This window comes from Pseudomonas sivasensis, from assembly GCF_013778505.1.
Taxonomy (GTDB): Bacteria; Pseudomonadota; Gammaproteobacteria; order Pseudomonadales; family Pseudomonadaceae; genus Aquipseudomonas; species Aquipseudomonas sivasensis.
The window spans coordinates 299,858-322,273 of the sequence record NZ_JAAOWU010000001.1 but is presented as its reverse complement, the minus strand read 5'-3'; the positions used below and the strand labels follow the sequence as shown (position 1 = coordinate 322,273).

20 protein-coding genes are annotated in these 22,416 nt (G+C 60.0%); 10 read left to right on the top strand and 10 right to left on the bottom strand.

The genetic code is table 11. From position 1 onward, the window contains the following. Nucleotides 1-87 precede the first annotated feature (87 nt). From G9Q84_RS01430 to G9Q84_RS01415, 4 genes are all read right to left on the bottom strand, one after another. A complete protein-coding gene (locus G9Q84_RS01430; protein WP_032886432.1) occupies nucleotides 88-2,934 on the bottom strand; it encodes a valine--tRNA ligase in 2,847 nt (948 codons plus the stop codon). Between the two features lie 211 nt (nucleotides 2,935-3,145). Then, nucleotides 3,146-3,535 carry a hypothetical protein gene (locus G9Q84_RS01425; RefSeq protein ID WP_032886434.1) on the bottom strand — a complete coding sequence of 130 codons (390 nt, stop codon included), beginning with the start codon at nucleotides 3,533-3,535 and terminating at the stop codon, nucleotides 3,146-3,148. Nucleotides 3,536-3,542: 7 nt separating this feature from the next. Further along, a complete protein-coding gene (locus G9Q84_RS01420) occupies nucleotides 3,543-3,971 on the bottom strand; it encodes a DNA polymerase III subunit chi (protein ID WP_095183913.1) in 429 nt (142 codons plus the stop codon). A gap of 51 nt (nucleotides 3,972-4,022) precedes the next feature. Further along, entirely contained in the window at nucleotides 4,023-5,513 is a 1,491-nt protein-coding gene (locus G9Q84_RS01415; RefSeq protein WP_099601187.1) for a leucyl aminopeptidase, read from the bottom strand. Between the two features lie 284 nt (nucleotides 5,514-5,797). On the opposite strand from G9Q84_RS01415, the gene lptF reads away from it, so the two are divergent. The 10 genes from lptF (at nucleotide 5,798) to tadA (ending at nucleotide 16,253) form a co-directional block, all read left to right on the top strand. Further along, nucleotides 5,798-6,916: an LPS export ABC transporter permease LptF gene (gene lptF, locus G9Q84_RS01410; RefSeq protein WP_032886439.1), complete on the top strand. Its 1,119-nt coding sequence runs from the start codon at nucleotides 5,798-5,800 to the stop codon at nucleotides 6,914-6,916. Further along, on the top strand, nucleotides 6,909-7,988 hold the full coding sequence (lptG, locus tag G9Q84_RS01405) for an LPS export ABC transporter permease LptG (protein ID WP_181642775.1): 1,080 nt from the start codon (nucleotides 6,909-6,911) through the stop codon (nucleotides 7,986-7,988). Before lptF ends, lptG begins: the two co-directional genes overlap by 8 nt. Nucleotides 7,989-8,139: 151 nt before the next feature. Beyond that, the gene (gene lepA, locus G9Q84_RS01400) at nucleotides 8,140-9,939 is read left to right on the top strand and encodes a translation elongation factor 4 (protein WP_003210439.1); all 1,800 of its coding nucleotides are present in this window, start codon (nucleotides 8,140-8,142) and stop codon (nucleotides 9,937-9,939) included. Nucleotides 9,940-9,944: 5 nt separating this feature from the next. After that, the gene (lepB, locus tag G9Q84_RS01395) at nucleotides 9,945-10,799 is read left to right on the top strand and encodes a signal peptidase I (RefSeq protein ID WP_181642774.1); all 855 of its coding nucleotides are present in this window, start codon (nucleotides 9,945-9,947) and stop codon (nucleotides 10,797-10,799) included. Between the two features lie 161 nt (nucleotides 10,800-10,960). Next, nucleotides 10,961-11,650, top strand: coding sequence for a ribonuclease III (rnc, locus tag G9Q84_RS01390; RefSeq protein WP_032886446.1), 690 nt, complete (start codon nucleotides 10,961-10,963; stop codon nucleotides 11,648-11,650). Then, the gene (gene era, locus G9Q84_RS01385; protein WP_032886448.1) at nucleotides 11,643-12,545 is read left to right on the top strand and encodes a GTPase Era; all 903 of its coding nucleotides are present in this window, start codon (nucleotides 11,643-11,645) and stop codon (nucleotides 12,543-12,545) included. Before rnc ends, era begins: the two co-directional genes overlap by 8 nt. Nucleotides 12,546-12,701: 156 nt before the next feature. Next, nucleotides 12,702-13,385 (top strand): DNA repair protein RecO, encoded by a 684-nt coding sequence (recO, locus tag G9Q84_RS01380; protein ID WP_095183914.1) that lies wholly within the window; start codon nucleotides 12,702-12,704, stop codon nucleotides 13,383-13,385. 51 nt (nucleotides 13,386-13,436) lie between these two features. Further along, entirely contained in the window at nucleotides 13,437-14,180 is a 744-nt protein-coding gene (gene pdxJ, locus G9Q84_RS01375; RefSeq protein WP_122755642.1) for a pyridoxine 5'-phosphate synthase, read from the top strand. Between the two features lie 193 nt (nucleotides 14,181-14,373). After that, a complete protein-coding gene (locus tag G9Q84_RS01370) occupies nucleotides 14,374-15,756 on the top strand; it encodes a multicopper oxidase family protein (protein ID WP_181642773.1) in 1,383 nt (460 codons plus the stop codon). Further along, complete coding sequence (gene tadA / locus G9Q84_RS01365) at nucleotides 15,756-16,253, top strand: tRNA adenosine(34) deaminase TadA (protein WP_181642772.1); 498 nt, start codon at nucleotides 15,756-15,758, stop codon at nucleotides 16,251-16,253. The genes G9Q84_RS01370 and tadA overlap by 1 nt, the downstream gene beginning before the upstream one ends. A gap of 94 nt (nucleotides 16,254-16,347) precedes the next feature. Here tadA and cmoB read toward each other — a convergent pair whose 3' ends face one another. From cmoB to lon, 6 genes are all read right to left on the bottom strand, one after another. Continuing rightward, nucleotides 16,348-17,304 carry a tRNA 5-methoxyuridine(34)/uridine 5-oxyacetic acid(34) synthase CmoB gene (cmoB, locus tag G9Q84_RS01360; RefSeq protein WP_032886458.1) on the bottom strand — a complete coding sequence of 319 codons (957 nt, stop codon included), beginning with the start codon at nucleotides 17,302-17,304 and terminating at the stop codon, nucleotides 16,348-16,350. After that, complete coding sequence (gene cmoA / locus G9Q84_RS01355; RefSeq protein WP_032886460.1) at nucleotides 17,301-18,044, bottom strand: carboxy-S-adenosyl-L-methionine synthase CmoA; 744 nt, start codon at nucleotides 18,042-18,044, stop codon at nucleotides 17,301-17,303. Before cmoA ends, cmoB begins: the two co-directional genes overlap by 4 nt. A 36-nt stretch (nucleotides 18,045-18,080) precedes the next feature. Next, nucleotides 18,081-18,737: a lysoplasmalogenase gene (locus tag G9Q84_RS01350; protein WP_181642771.1), complete on the bottom strand. Its 657-nt coding sequence runs from the start codon at nucleotides 18,735-18,737 to the stop codon at nucleotides 18,081-18,083. 1 nt (nucleotide 18,738) lies between these two features. Continuing rightward, on the bottom strand, nucleotides 18,739-19,128 hold the full coding sequence (locus tag G9Q84_RS01345; protein WP_032886463.1) for a protease inhibitor I42 family protein: 390 nt from the start codon (nucleotides 19,126-19,128) through the stop codon (nucleotides 18,739-18,741). An 87-nt stretch (nucleotides 19,129-19,215) separates the two neighbouring features. Continuing rightward, entirely contained in the window at nucleotides 19,216-19,671 is a 456-nt protein-coding gene (locus tag G9Q84_RS01340) for a hypothetical protein (protein ID WP_032886464.1), read from the bottom strand. Nucleotides 19,672-19,877: 206 nt separating this feature from the next. Beyond that, nucleotides 19,878-22,298 carry an endopeptidase La gene (gene lon / locus G9Q84_RS01335; RefSeq protein WP_032886465.1) on the bottom strand — a complete coding sequence of 807 codons (2,421 nt, stop codon included), beginning with the start codon at nucleotides 22,296-22,298 and terminating at the stop codon, nucleotides 19,878-19,880. Nucleotides 22,299-22,416: the final 118 nt, after the last annotated feature.

Here is a 22,416-nt window from a genome sequence, read left to right as displayed (position 1 = left end):
AATCGGGGGCAAGCCCCCTCCCACATTGACCGGGTTCGCAAATAAAAAAAGAGACCCGAAGGTCTCTTTTTTCACGCTGATTCCACCTTAAAGGCTGGAGATCCGCGCATGTTGCTCCGCCAACTTGCCCAGGGCCTGTTCGGCCTCGGCGAGCTTGGCGCGCTCTTTCTCGATCACTTCAGCTGGCGCCTTGTCGACGAATGCCGCGTTGGACAGCTTGCCGCCCACCCGCTGCACTTCGCCTTGCAGGCGCGCAATTTCTTTGTCGAGACGGGCCAGCTCTGCGCCCTTGTCGATCAAACCGGCCATTGGCACCAGCACTTCCATGTCGCCAACCAGCGCGGTAGCGGACAGCGGTGCTTCGGCGCCATCAGCCAATACGGTGATCGACTCAAGCTTCGCCAGTTTCTTGAGCAGTGCATCGTTTTCGGTAAGGCGACGCTGGTCCTCGGCACTGGCGTTCTTCACGAACACCGCCAACGGCTTGCCCGGCCCGATGTTCATTTCGGCGCGGATGTTGCGCGTGCCGAGCATCAGGGTCTTGAGCCATTCGATATCGCTTTCAGCGGCTTCATCGATGCGTGCTTCATTGGCCACCGGCCAAGGCTGCAGCATGATGGTCTTGCCTTCGATACCGGCCAGCGGCGCGAGGCGCTGCCAGATTTCTTCGGTGATGAACGGCATGAACGGATGCGCCAGGCGCAACGCCACTTCCAGCACGCGTACCAGGGTACGACGGGTGCCGCGCTGGCGTTCGACCGGTGCGTTTTCGTCCCACAGCACGGGCTTGGACAGCTCCAGGTACCAGTCGCAATACTGGTTCCAAATGAACTCGTACAAGGCTTGCGCGGCCAGGTCGAAACGGAACTGGTCGAGTTGGCGGGTCACTTCGGCTTCGGTGCGTTGCAGCTGCGAGATGATCCAGCGGTCGGCCAGGCTCAGCTCATAGGCTTCGCCGTTCTGGCCGCAGTCTTCACCTTTATCCAGCACGTAGCGCGCGGCATTCCAGATCTTGTTGCAGAAGTTGCGATAGCCTTCGACGCGGCCCATGTCGAACTTGATGTCGCGACCGGTAGACGCCAACGAGCAGAAGGTGAAACGCAGGGCGTCGGTGCCGTAGCTGGCGATGCCGTCAGCGAACTCGTCGCGTGTCTGCTTTTCGATCTTCTTTGCCAGTTTCGGCTGCATCAAGCCCGAAGTGCGCTTCTGCACCAGGGTTTCCAGGTCGATGCCGTCGATGATGTCCAGCGGGTCCAGAACGTTGCCCTTGGACTTGGACATTTTCTGGCCCTGGCCATCACGCACGAGGCCGTGCACATACACGGTCTTGAACGGAACCTGCGGCGTGCCGTCCTCGTTCTTCACCAAGTGCATGGTCAGCATGATCATCCGGGCAACCCAGAAGAAAATGATGTCGAAGCCGGTCACCAGCACGTCGGTGGAGTGGAATTTCTTGAGGAATTCGGTCTGCTGCGGCCAGCCCAGGGTGGAGAACGTCCACAGGCCAGAGCTGAACCAGGTATCCAGTACGTCGTTGTCCTGTTGCAGCGCCACGTCCGGGCCGAGGTTGTGCTTGGCACGCACTTCGGCTTCATCGCGGCCGACATAGACCTTGCCCGACTCGTCGTACCAGGCCGGGATGCGGTGGCCCCACCACAGTTGACGGCTGATGCACCAATCCTGGATGTCGCGCATCCACGAGAAGTACATGTTTTCGTACTGTTTAGGCACGAACTGGATACGGCCATCTTCTACGGCAGCAATCGCAGGCTCAGCCAGCGGCTTGGTGGACACGTACCACTGGTCGGTCAGCCACGGCTCGATCACGGTGCCGGAGCGGTCGCCCTTCGGCACTTTCAGGCCGTGGTCGTCAACGCTGACCAGCAGGCCGGCGGCATCGAAAGCGGCCACGATCTGCTTGCGTGCTTCGAAACGGTCGAGGCCGGCGTATTCGGCCGGGATCTTGCCGTCGATGCTTTCGTTCAGAGTGCCGTCCAGGTTGAACACCTGGCAGGCCGGCAGTACGGCGGCATTTTTATCGAAGATGTTCAGCAGCGGCAGGTTGTGGCGCTTGCCGACTTCGTAGTCGTTGAAGTCGTGGGCCGGGGTGATCTTCACGCAGCCGGTGCCGAATTCGGGATCGCAGTAGTCGTCCGCGATGATCGGGATGCGACGGCCAACCAATGGCAGGTCGACGAACTTGCCGATCAGTGCCTGGTAGCGTTCGTCGTTCGGGTTAACCGCGACGGCGGCATCGCCGAGCATGGTTTCCGGACGGGTGGTGGCGACGATCAGGTAGTCGTTGCCTTCAGCGGTTTTGGCGCCGTCGGCCAGCGGGTACTTGAGGTTCCACAGGAAGCCTTTCTCGTCGTGGTTTTCCACTTCGAGGTCGGAAATCGCCGTGTGCAACTTGGTGTCCCAGTTGACCAGGCGCTTGCCGCGGTAGATCAGGCCGTCTTCATGCAGGCGCACGAAGGCTTCTTTCACGGATTCGGACAGGCCGTCGTCCATGGTGAAACGCTCGCGGCTCCAGTCGACGGACGAGCCCAGGCGACGGATCTGACGGCTGATGTTGCCGCCGGATTGGTCTTTCCATTCCCAGATCTTTTCCAGGAATTTCTCACGGCCCAAGTCGTGACGGCTCTGGCCGGTGGCTTCGAGTTGGCGCTCCACCAGCATCTGGGTGGCGATACCGGCGTGGTCGGTGCCCGGTTGCCACAGGGTGTTACGACCCTGCATGCGGCGGAAACGGATCAACGCATCCATGATCGCATTGTTGAAGCCATGGCCCATGTGCAGGCTGCCAGTGACGTTCGGTGGCGGAATCATGATGGTGTAGGACTCGCCCGCACCTTGCGGAGCGAAATAGTTCTCGGACTCCCAGGTGTTGTACCAGGAAGTTTCAATAGCGTGCGGCTGGTAGGTCTTATCCATGCGCGGCGGGACCCTAGTTGGCATATATTCAGGAAAGCCGGCAAGTATAACGGGGGATAGGGCGCAGGGCGAGGCGAAGACGGGCTAAAGACGTGCGCCGGTCAATGTGGGAGGGGGCTTGCCCCCGATGGCAATGTGTCAACCATACATGGGCTGACTGATACACCGCGATCGGGGGCAAGCCCCCTCCCACAGGGGATCTATGCACGGTTTAAGACTGGTACTGGCTGAGCAACCGTTCCATTCGCGCATCCATTCGGCGCTTGATCTCGGTTTCGATATGCGGGGCAAAGTCGTCGATCACGTCTTGCATGATCAATTGCGCGGCGGCGCGCAGTTCGTTGTCTAGATGCAGCAGCAGGGCGTCGGGGGTTTTCTCGGCGGCGGCGGCAACGGGGGCTGGTTCTACGACGGGCAGTTCGACCGGTGCCGGCGCAGGTTTGCCGCCCACCATGTCAAACAGCAACGGAATCTGTACCTCGCCGTCGACCGGTTCGGTCAGCAGCGGCGGTTGCAAGCCATCATCACCCAGCAACTGACGGATCGACTCCAGGTCGTCCAGCAGGTGGTCATCTTTTTTTACAGGGTTGGAAGTGTCCATCGTGTGCTCAAAGTCGTTGTAGCCGGTGATCTTGCAAAGGATAGCCCTGTTCGCGGTAGAAACGGAAACTCTCCCGCGCGGCCTGACGAATAGCCGGATCTTCCACCACCACTTCCGCCACACGGGCGAAGGCCTTGGCGAACGGCGGTACTTTCAGGTCCAGGTTGACCAGCAGGTCATGGTGATCGCCGCAGCTGTCACCCAGCCCCAGCACTATCAGACCTTCAGGTTCTGATTCGGCAGGGCCGTGTGGCACGAAGCTTTCACCCTTGAAGCGCCACAGGCGGGCGTCGAGCTCGTCGCGTTGAGCGGCATCGCTGCAGTGCAGGTAGATGCGATGGCCCATGCGCCAGGCTTTTTCGGTGAGTTTGCAGGCAAAGTCCAGGCGCGCGAGCGGGTCGGCGCTGGGCAATATATAGAAGTCGACTTGGGTCATTGCGGTTCCTGAGACCGGAGCGGCGTGATGGCCGCCCCGGCATCTTCAGTTTCAGGCCTTTGCGCGATCCAGCAGGTACTGGGTCAGCAGCGGAACCGGGCGGCCAGTGGCGCCCTTGTCCTTGCCGCCGCTGGTCCAGGCCGTGCCGGCGATGTCCAAGTGCGCCCAGTTGAAGTTCTTGGCGAAGCGCGACAGGAAGCAGGCAGCGGTGATGGTGCCGGCTTTCGGGCCGCCGATGTTGGCGATGTCGGCGAACGGGCTGTCCAGCTGTTCCTGGTATTCATCGAACAGCGGCAGTTGCCAGGCGCGATCGTCGGCAGCCTTGCCCGCGCTGAGCAGTTGCTCGATCAGCTCGTCGTTGTTACCCAGCAGGCCCGACGTGTGGGAGCCCAGGGCAACGATGCACGCACCGGTCAGGGTGGCGATGTCGATTACGGCTTGCGGCTTGAAGCGCTCGGCGTAGGTCAGGGCATCGCACAGCACCAGGCGGCCTTCGGCGTCGGTGTTGAGGATTTCGACGGTCTGGCCGCTCATGGTAGTGACGATATCCCCTGGGCGGGCAGCGCCGCCGCTCGGCATATTCTCGGCGCAGGCCAGGATGCACACCAGGTTGATCGGCAGCTTGAGCTCCAGTACGGCACGCAGGGTGCCGAACACGCTGGCGGCGCCGCCCATGTCGTACTTCATCTCATCCATGCCCGCGCCCGGCTTGAGGCTGATGCCGCCGGTGTCGAAGGTGATCCCTTTGCCGACCAGTGCGTAAGGCTTCTCGGACTTCTTGCCGCCGTTGTATTGCATCACGATCAGGCGTGGTGGCTGGTCGCTGCCCTGGCCCACGGCGTAGAACGAGCCCATGCCCAGTTCCTTGATCTTTTTCTCGTCCAGCACTTCAACTTTCAGGCCCTTGAACTCTTTGCCCAGCGCCTTGGCTTGCTCGCCCAGGTAGGTCGGGTGGCAGATGTTCGGCGGCAGGTTACCCAAGTCGCGGGTAAACGACATGCCGTTGGCAATCGCGGTAGCGTGGGTTACGGCGCGCTGAACTTCAGCCTGCGCGGCCTTGATGGTCAGCAGGGTGATTTTCTTCAGGGCGCGGGGTTCGGCTTTCTGGCTCTTGAACTGGTCGAAGATATAGCCGCCGTCCACCAGGGTCTCTGCCAGCAGGCGCGTCTTGCCGTAGCTGTCGCGGCCTTTGACCACGATTTCGTCGAGAGCCAGTGTCGCATCGCCACCGCCCAGGCCCTTCAGGGTGCTGAGGATGCCGCTGATGATCTTGCGGAACGGGCGGTCGCCCAGCTCAGCGTCTTTGCCCACGCCGACCAGCAAAACGCGGTCGGCCTTGAGGTTAGGCAGGCTCTGCAACAGCAGGCTCTGACCGACTTTGCCGGCCAGGTCGCCGCGCTTGAGCACGGCGCTGATGGCGCCGCCGCTGAGTTCGTCGAGTTGCTTGGCGGCCACGCCGAGCTTGCGGCCTTCGCCGATGGCGACCACGAGGGTGGCGGTTTTCAACGTTTCGGGGCTAACGCTTTTTACAACCAATTCCATTTTCGGGTCCCTTATAAAGGTCTGAGAGCCTGGTATTTGTATCCAGGCTTTAAAGCGTGGCAGCTGTGTAAACCGCCAGCGACAAAGGCCGCAGTTTGAACCTCGCCGGCGGAGCCTGACAACCCTTCGTACGCGCTTTGTACCCGCGTATGAGGTTGCGCAGTGACAGGCGCGGTCAATCACAGGATAATGCGCCATCTTTTTAATCGGCCCTGCGTAAAGGGGCTGACTCGGTATGCTTGCTTGTTTGGCCGCCTTAGCCTGACAACCCTGGAGTGTCTGGTTTGATTGTCTTCCGTTATCTATCCCGCGAAGTCCTGTTGACCCTGAGTGCCGTGAGTGCGGTCCTGTTGGTCATCATCATGAGTGGTCGTTTCGTCAAATACCTGGCCCAAGCCGCTTCGGGCGCCCTGGATCCAGGCTCGTTGTTCCTGATCATGGGCTTTCGCCTGCCGGGGTTCCTGCAACTGATCCTGCCGCTGGGCCTGTTCCTCGGGATCCTGTTGGCCTACGGTCGTTTGTACCTCGAAAGCGAAATGACTGTGCTCTCGGCCACCGGCATGAGCCAGCAGCGTCTGCTCGGCATGACCATGATCCCGGCAGCCGGCATCGCGCTTATCGTTGCCTGGCTGAGCCTGAGCCTGGCCCCCCAGGGCGCCATGCAGTTCCAGCTGGTGCTGAACAAGCAGGACGCGATGACCGAGTTCGACACCCTTGAGCCGGGCCGCTTCCAGGCACTCAATGACGGCACGCGGGTCACCTATACCGAAACCCTGACCGAAGACCGTGCCAACCTGGGCGGGGTGTTCATCTCCGAGAAGCGCCTGGGCCAGGACAAGAAAGACCGTGGCATCTCCGTGCTGGTGGCCGAGTCCGGTCGCCAGGACGTGCGTCCCGATGGCAGTCGCTACCTGATCCTGGAGAACGGCTATCGCTATGACGGCAGTCCCGGCCAGGCCGACTACCGCGCCATCAAGTACGACACTTACGGCGTGTTGCTCGCCCGTCCGGATGTCAGCGACGAGGTGACTGACCGCGACGCCATCCCCACGAAGGATTTGTTCGGCAGCAAGGAACTGCGCTCCATTGCCGAGCTGCAATGGCGTATTTCTCTGCCACTGCTGGTGTTTATCGTGACCTTGATGGCCGTGCCGTTGTCGCGCGTCAACCCACGTCAGGGCCGCTTCCTCAAGCTGTTGCCAGCGATCCTGCTGTACATGGCTTACCTCACCATTCTGATTTCCGCTCGCGGCTCCCTGGAGAAGGGCAAGCTTTCGCCGACCCTGGGGTTGTGGTGGGTGCACGGGATCTTCCTGGTGATCGGCCTGGGCCTGCTCTACTGGGAACCTATCCGTTTGAAAATGTTGAGCCGTCGCGGCCAGAAGGAGTTGGCTCGTGGCTAAGCTCGATCGCTACATTGGTAGCAGCGTCCTGATCGCCATTCTGGCGGTTCTGGGCATCATCCTGGGCCTTGCCTCGTTGTTCGCCTTCATCGATGAAGTGGGCAACGTCAGCGACACCTACACCGTGTGGGATGTACTGAGCTACGTGGCACTCACCGCGCCGCGTCGGCTCTACGACATGATGCCGATGGCTGCGCTGATCGGCTGCTTGATCGGCCTGGGCAGCCTGGCCAGCAACAGCGAATTGACCATCATGCGTGCCGCCGGGGTGTCCATCGGCCGTATCGTCTGGGCGGTGATGAAGCCCATGTTGCTGCTGATGCTGTGCAGCGTGCTGATCGGTGAATACGTCGCGCCGCCGGCCGAAACCACCGCCCAAGCCAACCGCGCCCTGGCGCAGGGTTCGGGCGATGCGCAAAGCGCCAAGCATGGCCTGTGGCATCGCCAGGGTGATGAGTTCATCCACATCAACGCCGTGCAACCGGGCGGCCTGTTGATCGGTGTGACGCGTTACACTTTTGATAAAGAACGTCACATGCTGTCGTCCAGCTTCGCCAAACGTGCGCAGTACAGCGGCGAAAAATGGCAACTGACGGACATCACTACCACTCACTTCCGCAATGTCGGCCAAGGCACCAAGGCCAGCACCGAAGTGATCAATGAGCCAAGCGAAGAGTGGGACATCTCTCTCAAGCCGGAATTGCTCAACACCGTGGTGATGATCCCGGAAAGCCTGCCTATCTCCGGGTTGTGGAGTTACATCCACTACCTCAAGGAGCAAGGGCTGAACAACGGTCGTTACTGGCTGGCGTTTTGGGTCAAGGTGTTGCAGCCAGTGGTAACCGCCGCGCTGGTGTTGATGGCGATCTCGTTCATCTTCGGCCCATTGCGTTCCGTGACCCTGGGTCAGCGTGTGTTTACTGGCGTGTTGGTGGGCTTCACATTCCGCATCGCCCAGGACCTGCTAGGCCCGTCGAGCCTGGTATTCGGTTTCTCCCCTCTGTTTGCGGTGCTGGTGCCGACCGCCATCTGCGCTCTGGCCGGGTTCTGGCTGCTGCGCCGAGCTGGCTGATACCGCTCTTATGCACAAAAAATGCCCCGCTCGAATGAGTGGGGCATTTTTGTTCTGGTCAGCAAAGATGACGTCTGGCCGATGCTTCAGGTACAATTCCCGGCTATTTTTCAGCGGGCAATCTGCCTGCAGCCTTTTTGAGTGTTGATCCGTGAGTGATTTGAGTCATATCCGCAATTTCTCCATCATCGCCCACATTGACCATGGTAAGTCGACGCTGGCCGATCGATTCATCCAGATGTGCGGCGGCCTTGCCGAGCGTGAAATGGAAGCCCAGGTACTGGATTCCATGGACCTCGAACGCGAGCGCGGGATCACCATCAAGGCCCACAGCGTTACTCTGTACTACACCGCCAAAGACGGTATCAAGTACCAGCTGAACTTCATTGACACCCCGGGCCACGTCGACTTCACCTATGAAGTCAGCCGTTCCCTGGCGGCCTGCGAAGGTGCGCTGCTGGTGGTGGACGCGGGTCAGGGCGTTGAAGCCCAGTCCGTGGCCAACTGCTACACCGCCATCGAGCAAGGCCTGGAAGTGATGCCGGTGCTGAACAAGATCGACCTGCCACAGGCCGATCCGGACCGCGTCAAAGAAGAAATCGAAAAAATCATCGGCATTGACGCCACCGACGCCGTCGAGTGCAGCGCCAAGACCGGCCTGGGCGTTGACGAAGTGCTCGAGCGCCTGGTCAAGACCATTCCTGCCCCCACCGGCAACTACGAAGATCCGCTGCAAGCGTTGATCATCGACTCCTGGTTCGACAACTACCTGGGGGTTGTCTCCCTGGTACGTGTACGCCACGGCCGTGTGAAGAAGGGCGACAAGATCCTGGTCAAGTCCACCGGCAAGATCCACCTGGTGGACAGCGTCGGTGTATTCAACCCGAAACACACTGCAACCACTGATCTGAAAGCCGGTGAAGTAGGTTTCATCATCGCCGGTATCAAGGACATCCACGGTGCGCCGGTGGGTGACACCCTGACCTTGAGCTCCACCCCTGACGTCGACGTGCTGCCTGGCTTCAAACGCATCCAGCCGCAGGTTTACGCCGGTCTGTTCCCGGTCAGCTCCGATGACTTCGAAGACTTCCGCGAAGCGTTGCAGAAGCTGACCCTCAACGACTCGTCGTTGCAGTACACCCCGGAAAGCTCCGACGCCCTGGGCTTCGGTTTCCGTTGCGGCTTCCTCGGCATGCTGCACATGGAGATCATTCAGGAGCGCCTTGAGCGCGAATACGACCTGGACCTGATCACCACCGCGCCAACGGTTATTTTTGAGCTGGCGCTGAAAACCGGTGAAACGATTTATGTAGATAACCCGTCCAAGCTCCCAGACCTGTCTTCTATCGAAGACATGCGTGAGCCGATCGTGCGCGCCAATATTCTGGTGCCGCAGGAACACCTGGGCAACGTCATTACCCTGTGTATCGAAAAACGTGGCGTGCAGCACGACATGCTGTTCCTCGGTACCCAGGTGCAAGTGACCTACGATTTGCCGATGAACGAAGTGGTCCTGGACTTCTTTGACCGTCTCAAATCCACCAGTCGCGGCTATGCTTCGCTGGATTACCATTTCGATCGTTATCAATCGGCTAATCTGGTGAAACTGGATGTGTTGATCAACGGCGACAAGGTTGATGCCCTTGCACTGATCGTGCACAAGGACAACGCGCACTACAAAGGTCGCCAGTTGACCGAGAAGATGAAAGAACTGATTCCGCGCCAGATGTTCGACGTCGCGATCCAGGCCGCTATTGGCGGGCAGATCATTGCACGGACCTCCGTCAAGGCTCTCAGAAAGAACGTACTGGCCAAATGCTACGGCGGTGACGTAAGCCGTAAGCGCAAGCTGCTTGAGAAGCAAAAGGCCGGTAAAAAACGCATGAAGCAAGTGGGCAACGTGGAAATTCCACAAGAAGCCTTCCTTGCGGTGCTCAGGTTGGATAGTTAGGTCCTATGTCGCTAAATTTCCCGCTGTTGCTGGTCATCGCCGTTGCCGTTTGTGGTCTCCTGGCGTTGCTCGATCTGGTGTTCTTCGCCCCGCGTCGGCGGGCGGCTATCGCGTCCTATCAGGGCAGCGTCAGCCAGCCCGATGTCGTGGTGATCGAGAAGCTGAACAAAGAGCCTTTGCTGGTTGAGTACGGCAAGTCGTTCTTCCCGGTGTTGTTCATCGTGCTGGTGCTGCGTTCGTTTCTGGTGGAGCCGTTTCAGATCCCTTCGGGTTCGATGAAACCTACCCTGGACGTGGGCGACTTCATCCTGGTGAACAAGTTTTCCTACGGGATTCGCATGCCGGTGATCGATAAGAAGGTCATCGAAGTCGGTGATCCGCAGCGCGGTGATGTGATGGTGTTCCGCTATCCAAGCGACCCGAACGTCAATTACATCAAGCGTGTGGTGGGGCTGCCGGGCGACGTGATTCGCTACACCAGCGACAAGCGCCTGTTGATCAATGGCGAGTCGGTGGCCGAGAAACTGCTCGGTTCCGAACCGAACAGCCTGGGCAGCGCCGAGCTGTACCAGGAAAAACTCGGTGCGGTAGAGCACGAAATCCGCAAGGAAATGAGCCGCTACCGCGCCATGCCTGATGGAGAGTGGAAAGTGCCAGCCGGGCACTATTTCATGATGGGCGACAACCGTGACAACTCCAACGACAGCCGCTACTGGGATGACCCGAGCATTCCCAAGGAGCTGCTTGGCATGGTTCCCGACCAGAATATCGTCGGCAAGGCCTTCGCGGTCTGGATGAGCTGGCCGGAACCCAAGCTCAGCCACCTGCCGAACTTCTCGCGGGTCGGGCTGATCAAGTAATACAAGCGGCGCTGTGAACACAGCGCCGACTGCTTTTCTGGGGCTTGGACAATTCCGGCTCCAGGCTGTAACCATCAGGATTTGAATTTGAACACTGCGTCAATCGTCGATGGCCGCCGGTGCCACCCACTAGATATGCAGCAACTAGGTATGGATAAACCGTGACCGTTTCGCTAAGTCGTTTAGAGCGCCAGCTCGGCTACACCTTCAAGGATCAGGAATTGATGATCCTTGCCCTCACACACCGCAGCTTTGCAGGGCGTAATAACGAGCGCCTGGAATTCCTCGGTGACGCCATTCTCAATTTCGCCGCCGGTGAGGCGCTGTTCGAACGCTTCCCGCAAGCGCGCGAAGGCCAGCTGTCGCGATTGCGTGCACGTCTGGTAAAGGGTGAGACCCTGGCCGTACTGGCCCGTGGTTTCGGCCTGGGTGAGTACCTGCGCCTGGGGTCGGGCGAATTGAAAAGCGGTGGCTTCCGTCGCGAGTCGATCCTGGCCGATGCCCTCGAAGCCTTGATCGGCGCGATTTACCTCGATGCAGGTATGGAAACGGCCAAGGAGCGCGTGGTCGCCTGGCTGGCTTCGGAGATTGAAAGCCTTACGCTGGTCGACACCAACAAAGATCCCAAGACCCGCCTGCAGGAATACCTGCAGTCCCGTGGTTGCGAACTGCCACGCTACGAAGTGGTGGATATCCAGGGTGAGCCCCATTGCCGCGTGTTCTTCGTGGAATGTGAAATCACCTTACTGAATGAAAAAAGCCGAGGTCAGGGTGTGAGCCGTCGTATTGCCGAACAGGTAGCGGCCGCTGCAGCACTGATTGCCCTGGGCGTGGAGAATGGCCATGACTGATTCAACCGCAACACGCTGTGGCTATGTTGCCATCGTTGGCCGCCCGAACGTGGGCAAGTCCACGCTGCTGAACCACATCCTCGGTCAGAAGCTCGCGATCACCTCGCGCAAGCCTCAGACCACTCGCCACAACATGCTGGGCATCAAGACCGAAGGCGCCGTGCAAGCGGTCTACGTCGACACCCCGGGTATGCACAAAGGTGGCGAGAAAGCCCTGAACCGCTACATGAACAAGACCGCTTCGGCGGCGTTGAAAGACGTCGACGTGGTGATCTTCGTGGTCGACCGCACCAAGTGGACTGACGAAGACCAGATGGTCCTTGAGCGTGTGCAGTACGTCACCGGCCCATTGATCGTCGCGCTGAACAAGACCGACCGCATCGAAGACAAAGCCGAACTGATGCCGCACCTGACCTGGTTGCAGGAGCAACTGCCGAACGCCCAGATCATGCCGATCTCGGCCCAGCACGGTCATAACCTCGAAGCCCTGGAGCGCGTGATCGCTGGCTACCTGCCGGAGAACGAGCACTTCTTCCCGGAAGACCAGATCACCGACCGCAGCAGCCGCTTTCTCGCCGCTGAACTGGTCCGCGAGAAAATCATGCGCCAGATGGGTGCTGAGCTGCCGTACCAGATCACCGTCGAAATCGAAGAGTTCAAGCAACAGGGCAAGACCCTGCATATCCATGCGCTGATCCTCGTCGAGCGTGACGGCCAGAAGAAAATCATCATTGGCGACAAGGGCGAGCGCATCAAGCGCATCGGCACCGAGGCGCGCAAGGACATGGAATTGCTCTTCGATTCCAAGATCATGCTCAACCTGTGGGTGAAGGTGAAAGGCGGCTGGTCCGATGACGAGCGCGCTCTGCGTTCCCTCGGTTACGGCGACCTGTAAGAACACCGCAGGGCAAAAAATGTGGGAGGGGGCTTGCTCCCGATGGCGGTGAGTCAGTTAATAAATAAGTGACTGACACACTGCCATCGGGGGCAAGCCCCCTCCCACATTAGGTTTGTGTAGTTTTCAAAAAATGCATTCCAGCAGTGAGCACCCATGTCCCAACCCCCCAGCCAACTCGCCTACGTCCTGCACAGCCGCGCCTACCGCGAGACCAGCGCGCTAGTGGATTTCCTCACGCCCCAAGGCCGCCTGCGCGCGGTGTTGCGTAGCGCGCGGGGCAAGGCGGGGACATTGGCGCGGCCCTTCGTGGCGTTGGACGTGGAGTTTCGCGGCAAGGGCGAGCTGAAAAACGTCGGCCGCCTGGAAAGCGTCGGCACTTCCGCCTGGCTCAATGGCGATGCGTTGTTCAGTGGGCTCTACCTCAATGAGCTGCTGATCCGTCTGTTGCCCGCCGAAGACCCGCACCCGGCTGTCTTCGATCACTATGCTGCCACTTTGCTGGCCCTGGCCGAAGGTCGCCCTCTGGAGCCGCTGCTGCGTGCCTTCGAATGGCGTCTGCTCGATGACCTGGGCTACGGCTTCGAGCTGAGCAACGACCTGCACGGCGACCCCGTCGCCGCCGACGGCATGTACCGCCTGCAAGTCGACGCGGGTCTTGAGCGCGTCTACCTGCTGCAACCCGGCCTGTTCCAGGGCACCGAACTGCTGGCCATGAGCGAGGCCGACTGGAGCGCACCCGGTGCGTTATCCGCCGCCAAGCGCTTGATGCGTCAGGCCTTGGCCGTGCATCTGGGCGGACGGCCGTTGGTCAGCCGCGAGTTGTTTCGAAAGCCCTGACCTCCCCGTGTATGCTGTGCACCGTTTCTTTCCCTTTTCAGGAGCGCTTCCGTGACCACCAGCAATCGCATTCTTCTTGGCGTCAACATCGACCACGTCGCCACCCTGCGCCAGGCCCGGGGCACCCGTTACCCTGACCCGGTCAAGGCCGCGCTGGACGCCGAAGAAGCAGGCGCCGACGGCATCACCGTGCACCTGCGAGAAGACCGCCGCCACATCCAGGAACGCGATGTGTTGCTGCTCAAGGACGTGCTGCAAACCCGCATGAACTTCGAAATGGGCGTCACCGAAGAAATGATGCTCTTCGCCGAGCGCATTCGCCCAGCGCACATCTGCCTGGTACCGGAAACCCGCCAGGAGCTGACCACCGAAGGCGGCCTTGACGTGGCCGGCCAGGAAGCGCGGATCAAGGCCGCGGTGGAGCGCCTGTCGAAAATCGGTAGCGAAGTGTCGCTGTTCATCGATGCCGACGAGCGCCAGATCGAAGCGTCGCGTCGTGTCGGCGCGCCGGCCATCGAACTGCACACCGGCCGTTACGCCGATGCCACCACGCCGACCGAAGTGGCGGATGAACTGCAGCGCATCATTGACGGTGTGAACTGCGGCCTCAATGAAGGCCTGATCGTCAACGCCGGCCATGGTCTGCATTACCACAACGTCGAAGCCGTGGCTGCGATCAAAGGCATCAACGAGCTGAACATCGGCCACGCGTTGGTAGCCCACGCGCTGTTCGTCGGTTTCAAGGGCGCTGTGGCCGAGATGAAAGCCCTGATCCTGGCGGCCGCCAAGCCCTAAAAAACAATGAAGAACCAATGTGGGAGGGGGCTTGCTCCCGATAGCGGTGTATCAGCCATAAATGTGGTGGCTGACACACTGCTATCGGGAGCAAGCCCCCTCCCACATGAGAAGCCTTACTGTTTAGCCGATGCAGGTGTATCGTATCTGCCCTTTGCAGGCCTTGGGCCTGCGGCAGATACGTGAGGTTGTTGTGTCCCGATCCTTTTCCCGTCGACAAATCCTGGGTGGTCTTGCAGGCCTGGCCGTAGTGGGCGTCGGTGCCGGTGGCGCCTACCGTTACTGGCTGGGGAAAGTCGCCGAATCCGAAGCGGGTCACGACTACGAGCTGATCGCTGCACCGTTGGACGTGGAGCTGGTGCCGAGGCACAAGACCCAAGCCTGGGCGTTCGGCCCCTCGGCACCCGGCACCGAGTTGCGTGTGCGTCAGGGCGAATGGTTGCGGGTGCGCTTTATCAACCACCTGCCGGTCGCGACCACCATCCACTGGCACGGCATCCGCCTGCCGCTGGAAATGGACGGCGTGCCCTATGTCTCGCAACTGCCGGTGCTGCCGGGCGAATACTTCGACTACAAATTCCGCGTGCCCGACGCCGGCAGCTACTGGTATCACCCGCATGTGAACAGTAGCGAAGAACTCGGCCGAGGCCTGGTCGGCCCGCTGATCATCGAAGAGCGTGAACCCGCCGGTTTCAAACACGAACGGACCCTCAGCCTGAAGAGCTGGCATGTGGACGAAGAGGGTGCATTCGTTGCCTTCAGCGTTCCCCGTGAAGCGGCGCGTGGCGGTACGGCCGGGCGGCTGTCGACGATCAATGGCGTATCCCAGGCGGTGATCGACTTACCCGCTGGGCAGATCACCCGCGTGCGCCTGCTCAACCTCGATAACACCCTGACCTATCGCATCAACATCCCCGACGTCGAAGCGCAGATCTATGCGCTGGACGGCAATCCCATCGAACCGCGTCCATTGGGCAAGGAGTACTGGTTGGGTCCGGGTATGCGCATCTGCCTGGCGATCAAGGCACCGCCGGCGGGCGAAGAGCTCTCGATTCGCAACGGCCCGGTGCGCCTGGGCACTTTCCGCTCAGTCGCCAACACCGATGCACCGACCGAATGGCCCCCGGCGCTGCCCGCCAATCCGATTGCCGAACCGGACCTGGCCAATGCCGAGAAACTCAACTTCAATTTCGAGTGGGTCGGCTCGGTCTCGGTCAACGTCGACAATGGCAAGCCGCCGAGCCTGTGGCAGATCAACGGCCAGGCCTGGGACATCACCGACAAGACCTGCGCCGACCGACCGATTGCCAAGCTGGAAAAGGGCAAGAGCTACATTTTCGAATTGAAGAACATGACCCAGTACCAGCATCCGATCCACCTGCACGGCATGAGCTTCAAGGTGATCGCCTCGAACCGCCACAAGGTGATCCCGTACTTTACCGACACCTATTTGTTGGGCAAGAACGAGCGCGCCCGCGTGGCCTTGGTGGCGGATAACCCTGGAGTGTGGATGTTCCACTGCCACGTCATCGACCACATGGAAACCGGCCTGATGGCCGCCATCGAGGTGGCGTGATGCGCCAGATTCGCCCCGCGGCAATCATCGACCGCAGCCGCGACCAAGACTTCATGCGTGAAGCCCTGGCACTTGCCGCCCAAGGCGCCGCACTGGGCGAAGTGCCCGTGGGTGCGGTGTTGGTACAGGACGGTGAAATCATTGGTCGAGGTTTCAACCGCCCCATCAGCGGCAACGATCCCAGCGCCCATGCCGAGATGGTCGCCATACGCGACGCCGCCCAGGCCATCAGTAACTACCGGCTGGTGGGCAGCACGCTGTATGTGACGTTGGAGCCTTGCAGCATGTGCGCGGGGTTGATCGTGCATTCGCGAGTCGCGCGGGTGGTCTATGGCGCGTTGGAGCCGAAGGCGGGGATTGTGCAAAGCCAGGGGCAGTTTTTTACCCAGGGCTTTCTGAATCATCGAGTGATGTTTGAAGGCGGTGTGCTGGCCGAGGAGTGCGGCATGGTATTGAGCGAATTCTTCAAGGCTCGCCGGGCCAAGCCTCAGATCTAACCAACACCGAATATCAAATGCGGGAGGGGCGGTGCGACGATTCGACTTGCCCCTCCCACATTTTTGATCTTCATTTTTTCAGGGAGATTAGCGGTTACTTCTTGGCGATGATGACCGCCCGCATCGGTGCCGGCAGCCCTTCAATCGTCTTGCTGTGATCCTCGGGATCGAGGAAGTCACTCAGGGACTGATACTTCATCCATTCCGTCCCGCGCTGTTCCTCCACCGTGGTCACGCTCACATCCACGCAACGCACATCGCTGAAACCTGCGCGGCGCAGCCACAGCATCAGCGCCGGCACCGACGGCAGGAACCACACGTTACGCATCTGCGCATAACGGTCTTCCGGCACCAGCACCTGTTGCTGGTCGCCTTCCACCACCAGGGTCTCCAGGACCAATTCGCCGCCCTTGACCAAGGTGTCCTTCAGCGCCAGCAAATGCTCGATGGGCGAGCGACGGTGGTAGAACACGCCCATGGAAAACACCGTGTCGAAGCCTTCGAGGTTGGCCGGCAAGTCTTCAAACGGAAATGGCAGGTGCCAGGCTTTCGGTTCGGACAGATACCGCTGCACCGCCTGGAACTGGCAGAAGAACAGCCAGTTAGGGTCGACACCTATTACGCTGTCGGCACCGGCGCCGAGCATGCGCCACATGTAGTAACCGTTGCCGCAGCCGACATCGAGGATGCGCTTGCCTTTCAAGTCCAGGTGCGGTGCGACGCGTGACCACTTCCAGTCCGAGCGCCATTCGGTGTCGACGTGCACGCCGAACAGGTGGAACGGCCCCTTGCGCCATGGGCTCAGGCCCATCAATGCGGTGCGCATCTGTGCGCGGGTTTCGTCGTCGCAGTCGGTGTCCAGCACCAGGTCATTCAGTAAGTCGACGTCGCTGGGCATGATCTTCGGCAGTGCATCCAATGCACTCTGCCAGCGCTCCAGGTCGCCATGTCCTTTTTCCATTTTGCTGTCGAGCTGCGCTTGCAGGCCTTGGGCCCATACGGCCAGAGGAGTGCCGACCAAATGGCGGGCGAGGGGAGACAGATCAATCATGGCAGGGCAATCAACGAGGCAAAGTTAAGACACTGGAACCACGGCACGACTTTCGAGAACCCGGCTGCCAGCAGGCGTTCGCGGTGTTCTTCGAGGCTGTCGGGCTTCATGACATTTTCGATGGCGCTGCGCTTCTGGGCAATTTCCAGTTCGCTGTAGCCGTTGGCGCGTTTGAACGCGATATGCAGGTCGGTGAGCAGCGCGTGTTCTTCAAGGTCATTGAAGCGCAGCTTTTCCGAAAGGATCAGCGCACCGCCCGGTAACAGCGCCTGACGAATTCGCGACAGCAAGCTCAGGCGCTCGTCGGGCGCGATGAATTGCAGGGTGAAATTCAACGCCACCACCGAGGCCGGCTGGAATTGCAGCGCGAGGATATCGCCCTCGATCACCTCGACCGGCAGCAACTCCTGGAACATCGAGTCCTGGCCGTTGAGGTATTCGCGGCAGCGCTCGACCATGGCGGCGGAGTTATCCACCGCGATCACTCGGCAGCCGTCGGTACGCACGTGTCGGCGCAGGGCTTGGGTGACAGCGCCAAGGGATGAACCCAGGTCGTAGAGCACGCTGTTGGGTTGGGCAAACTGCGCCGCGAGCACACCGAGGTTTTCGACGATAGTCGGGTAGCCTGGCACCGAGCGCTTGATCATGTCCGGGAATACCCGCACCACGTCCTCGTTAAAGGCGAAGTCCGGCACCTGGGGCAGGGGCTGGGCGAAAAGGCGATCGGGTTCTTTGCTCACGGTTGTTCCGGCGACGAGGGGGGAAAGGCCGGCATTTTAGCCAAGTTGGCCCTCGCGTGCGCGGGTTGTCTGATGGAAAGCAGAGGCGGTGATGCCCCACTGGCCAAGCCAATACGTGGTGATCAGCAAATACGGCGCGGCGTCGAACGCCACCACGAACCGATTGATGCCGATCAGGGCGTCTGAAAACACAAACGACACCGCGCCCGCCGCAGCCAGTAAGGCCGAGCGTTTTGGCACGTCACTGCCCAGCCGCGCGAGCGCGCGCCAGAGCATTGTGCTGATCACCAAGGCGTAAACCACGACGGGAATCAACAAGTCGCCAAGGCCATGGGAAATCAGGATGCTCAGCAGGACGACGCCTACACCAAGCGCCAATACCAACGGTAATACCGCCAAACGACGGCAATCGCTGAAATAGGCCTTGAGGTATGCCAGGTGCGCAAACAGAAACGCGCCAAGGCCGAAGATAAACAAGTCGCCAGGCCAAGCGAGCAACACGTCGCCCACCAGTGAGAAAATCAGCCCGAGGCTGATCCAGCGTCGATAGTCGGTGGGCGGTGCGTCATGCAGCCAGCCCAACAACGCCAGTACCGGCAGCGGTTTGACCAGCAGGCAGAGCAACATCGCGTGAGTGCTCACACCGTAGATAAAAGTGGCGGCGCCCATCAACGCGAGTATCAGCCATGGCATATCAGTTCACCGTAAGGGTGCAGTCGAAGGTCTCCACGGGTTCGGCTTCCGGCTCCCACGGCTGCTGGGACGTCAGGCGTAAACGACCCTGGCCGGCGGCAAACGCCTGGAAGCGCCAGGTGGATTGACCACCGCCCCCGATCACGCCGGACTCAGTGCTGCTGTAGACCTCAGGGCTCAGCGCGCGCAGCACACCGCCGGCGGAATCCTGGATGGCCCAGCGGTAGCCGGTGGTGGGGTTGCTCGGCAGGGTGAGGATCAGGTTTTGCCCGGTTTTAAGCTGGAGCGGGCAGGCGCTCTGGTTTTCCACGGTGACGTTTTGCTTCGGCGCACTGGCGCACGCGGTCAGCAGGCAAAGGCTCAGGGGGAGAAGCAGGCGGGCAGCAGTCATGGAGACTCCGTTTATACACGACGAAGGGCGAGCATAACCGAAGATGAGACAAGGTGTGACGGCGGCACCGTCTGTGCCGCCTAAGTTTCAAATAAGGGTCGTAGTCAGCCATACGTCATATTTGATGCTTAGCTTGAGTTCATTTCCGTTCCGGAGCTTGACGGTGAAGTCTAGCTTTGCCGTATGGTGTTGGTTGTCTGTCGAGATATCTAAAACCAGCGTTCCTTTTTGGGTTGTGGCCTCACCCAGATAGTGGTAGAAGCCGATGCGGTACATTTCAAAGTAGCGCACTCTCACCACGGGTGGTGAGGGGGTGCCTTCAAAATGGTACGTGCCGGGCTTAATATCACGATGGAGTACCAGCTCGATTCTTCGCTCGCTTTGGCGGCTTTGTCGCTCAGCAATGGCGGTTATGCCAAGCCATTTGTCATCGGCTGTATATTCCAGCTGTTGGGTTTGGAAATTCCCACGTTTGGACACGGATCCTTTGAACTCACCCGTAATGTTTTCGATCTCGGCTGGTGCTTCGCGAGTTGCTGTCATTGGTTTCTCCTTGATTGGACCTGCGCATGATTGGACGCGCAGTCGCTTCAATGTAGAGGGCGCCGGAACAACTGGGACCTGTGAGAAATGACAGTTTTTTAGACGGGTTGGCGATAACTCAGGAAGGGATTGATTACCGCAAATCTGAAATGAAAATGACCAGGCTTGAACCTGGTCATTATGAGTACACGGTTGCTCTCTATCGCTTAGAAAAGCACTTTAGCCACATCCGCAAACCGCTTGGCAAAGTGCACCGTCATGCCCTCTTTAAGATACTCCGGCAACTCTTCAAAACTGCCGCGATTGGGCTCCGGCAATATCAGCTCGTGAATCTTCTGACGTCGCGCAGCAATCACCTTCTCGCGAACGCCGCCGATCGGCAATACATGCCCGGTCAGCGTCAGTTCGCCGGTCATGGCCACGCCTTTTTTCGGCGCTTGGTTACGGGCCAGGGACAACAACGCACTGGCCATGGTCACGCCAGCGCTCGGGCCGTCCTTCGGCGTGGCACCTTCCGGCACGTGCAAGTGCACGAAGGCTTCGTCGAAGAACTTCGGATCGCCGCCAAACGACTTCAGGTTGGAGCTGATGTAGCTGTAGGCAATTTCGGCAGACTCTTTCATCACCTCGCCTAATTGCCCGGTGAGTTTGAAGCCGCGGTTCAGTGTGTGGATGCGCGTCGCCTCGATTGGCAGGGTCGCGCCGCCCATGCTGGTCCAGGCCAGTCCGGTGATCACACCGGTACCGGACAGCACTTGCTCATTGCGGAACACCGGCATGCCGAGGGAGCTTTCCAGGTCCTTGTTGCCGATTTTGATCACCGAGTTCGGCGCATCCAGCAACTTGACCACGGCTTTGCGTACCAGTTTGCCCAGTTGTTTCTCCAACTGGCGCACCCCTGCCTCACGGGCATAACCGTCGATCAATGCGCGCAGGGCGCCGTCGCTGATGGTCAGGGTGTTTTTCGATACGCCGGCTTTTTCCAACTGTTTTGGCCACAGGTGACGCTTGGCGATGGCGACTTTTTCTTCGGTGATATAGCCCGACAGGCGAATCACTTCCATCCGGTCTAACAGCGGGCCGGGAATTGAGTCAAGGGTGTTGGCGGTGCACACGAACAGCACTTTGGACAGGTCCAGGCGCAGGTCGAGATAGTGGTCGAGGAATTCGACGTTCTGTTCCGGGTCGAGGGTTTCGAGCAGGGCCGAGGCCGGGTCGCCCTGGAAGCTTTGGCCCATCTTGTCGATCTCGTCGAGCATGATCACCGGGTTCATCACTTCAACATCTTTGAGCGCCTGCACCAGCTTGCCCGGCATAGCGCCGATGTAGGTACGGCGATGGCCCTTGATCTCGGCCTCGTCGCGCATGCCGCCGACGCTGAATCGGTAGAACGGCCGGCCCAGGGACTCGGCGATGGATTTACCCACGCTGGTCTTGCCCACGCCCGGCGGGCCGACGAGCAGCACGATGGAGCCGGCGACTTCGCCTTTGTAAGCGCCCACCGCCAGGAATTCGAGGATGCGGCTCTTGATGTCGTCCAGGCCGGCATGGTGCTTATCCAGCACCTTGCGCGCGTGTTTCAGGTCGAGCTTGTCCTCGCCGTACACGCCCCACGGCACCGAGGTTGCCCAATCCAGATAGTTGCGGGTGACCGCATATTCCGGCGAGCCGGTTTCCAGGATTGACAGTTTGTTCAGTTCTTCATCGATGCGTTTTTTCGCCTGGGCTGGCAGCACTTTGTCTTCCAGGCGTTGCTCGAATTGCTCCACGTCCGCGCTGCGGTCATCCTTGGTCAGGCCCAGCTCCTGCTGGATCACCTTGAGCTGTTCTTTAAGGAAGAACTCGCGTTGGTGTTCGCCGATCTTGCGGTTCACCTCGGCGGAGAGCTCCTTTTGCAGGCGCGCGACTTCGACTTCCTTGCGCAGCATCGGCAGGACTTTTTCCATGCGTTTGAGCATGGGGACGCAGTCCAGCACTTCCTGCAGCTCGTTACCGGTGGCCGAGGTCAGCGCGGCGGCGAAATCGGTGAGGGGCGACGGGTCGTTGGGGCTGAAGCGGTTGAGGTAGTTCTTCAGCTCTTCGCTGTACAGCGGGTTAAGCGGCAGCAGCTCTTTGATCGCATTGATCAGCGCCATGCCGTACGCCTTGACCTCGTCGGTCGGCTCGGTGGGCTGGTGTGGGTATTCGACTTCCACCAGATACGGTGGGCGATGGTGCTTGAGCCAGGTCTTGATGCGCACGCGGGTCAGGCCCTGGGCCACGAATTGCAGCTTGCCGTTCTCGCGGCTGGCGTGATGCACCTTCACCAGGGTGCCGTACAGCGGCAGGGCGGAGGTGTCGAAGTGGCGTGGATCTTCCGGCGGCGTGTCCATGAAGAACAGAGCGAGTGAGTGGTGGTCGGATTTGCTCACCAGCTCAAGGGTCTCAGCCCACGGTTCTTCGTTGACAATCACCGGCAGCACTTGCGCCGGGAAGAAAGGCCGGTTGTGGATCGGGATGATGTAGACCTTGTCCGGCAGGTTTTGCCCTGGAAGAGCCAGGCCGGTATTGGACGAGGAGGTTTTAGCGTTTTCGGGGTCTGCGTAGTCGTTGAGGTCGTAATCAGGGAATTCTTGCTGGTCGCTCATGGGGCACCTGCATAAGGAAGTATGGAGGTTAGATGGGGCGAGGCAGCAGTGGTTTCAATGGGGGGCGTGAGATAGCAACATATTGCATGAAATTCCTGCGGCGACTTGGTCAATGTGG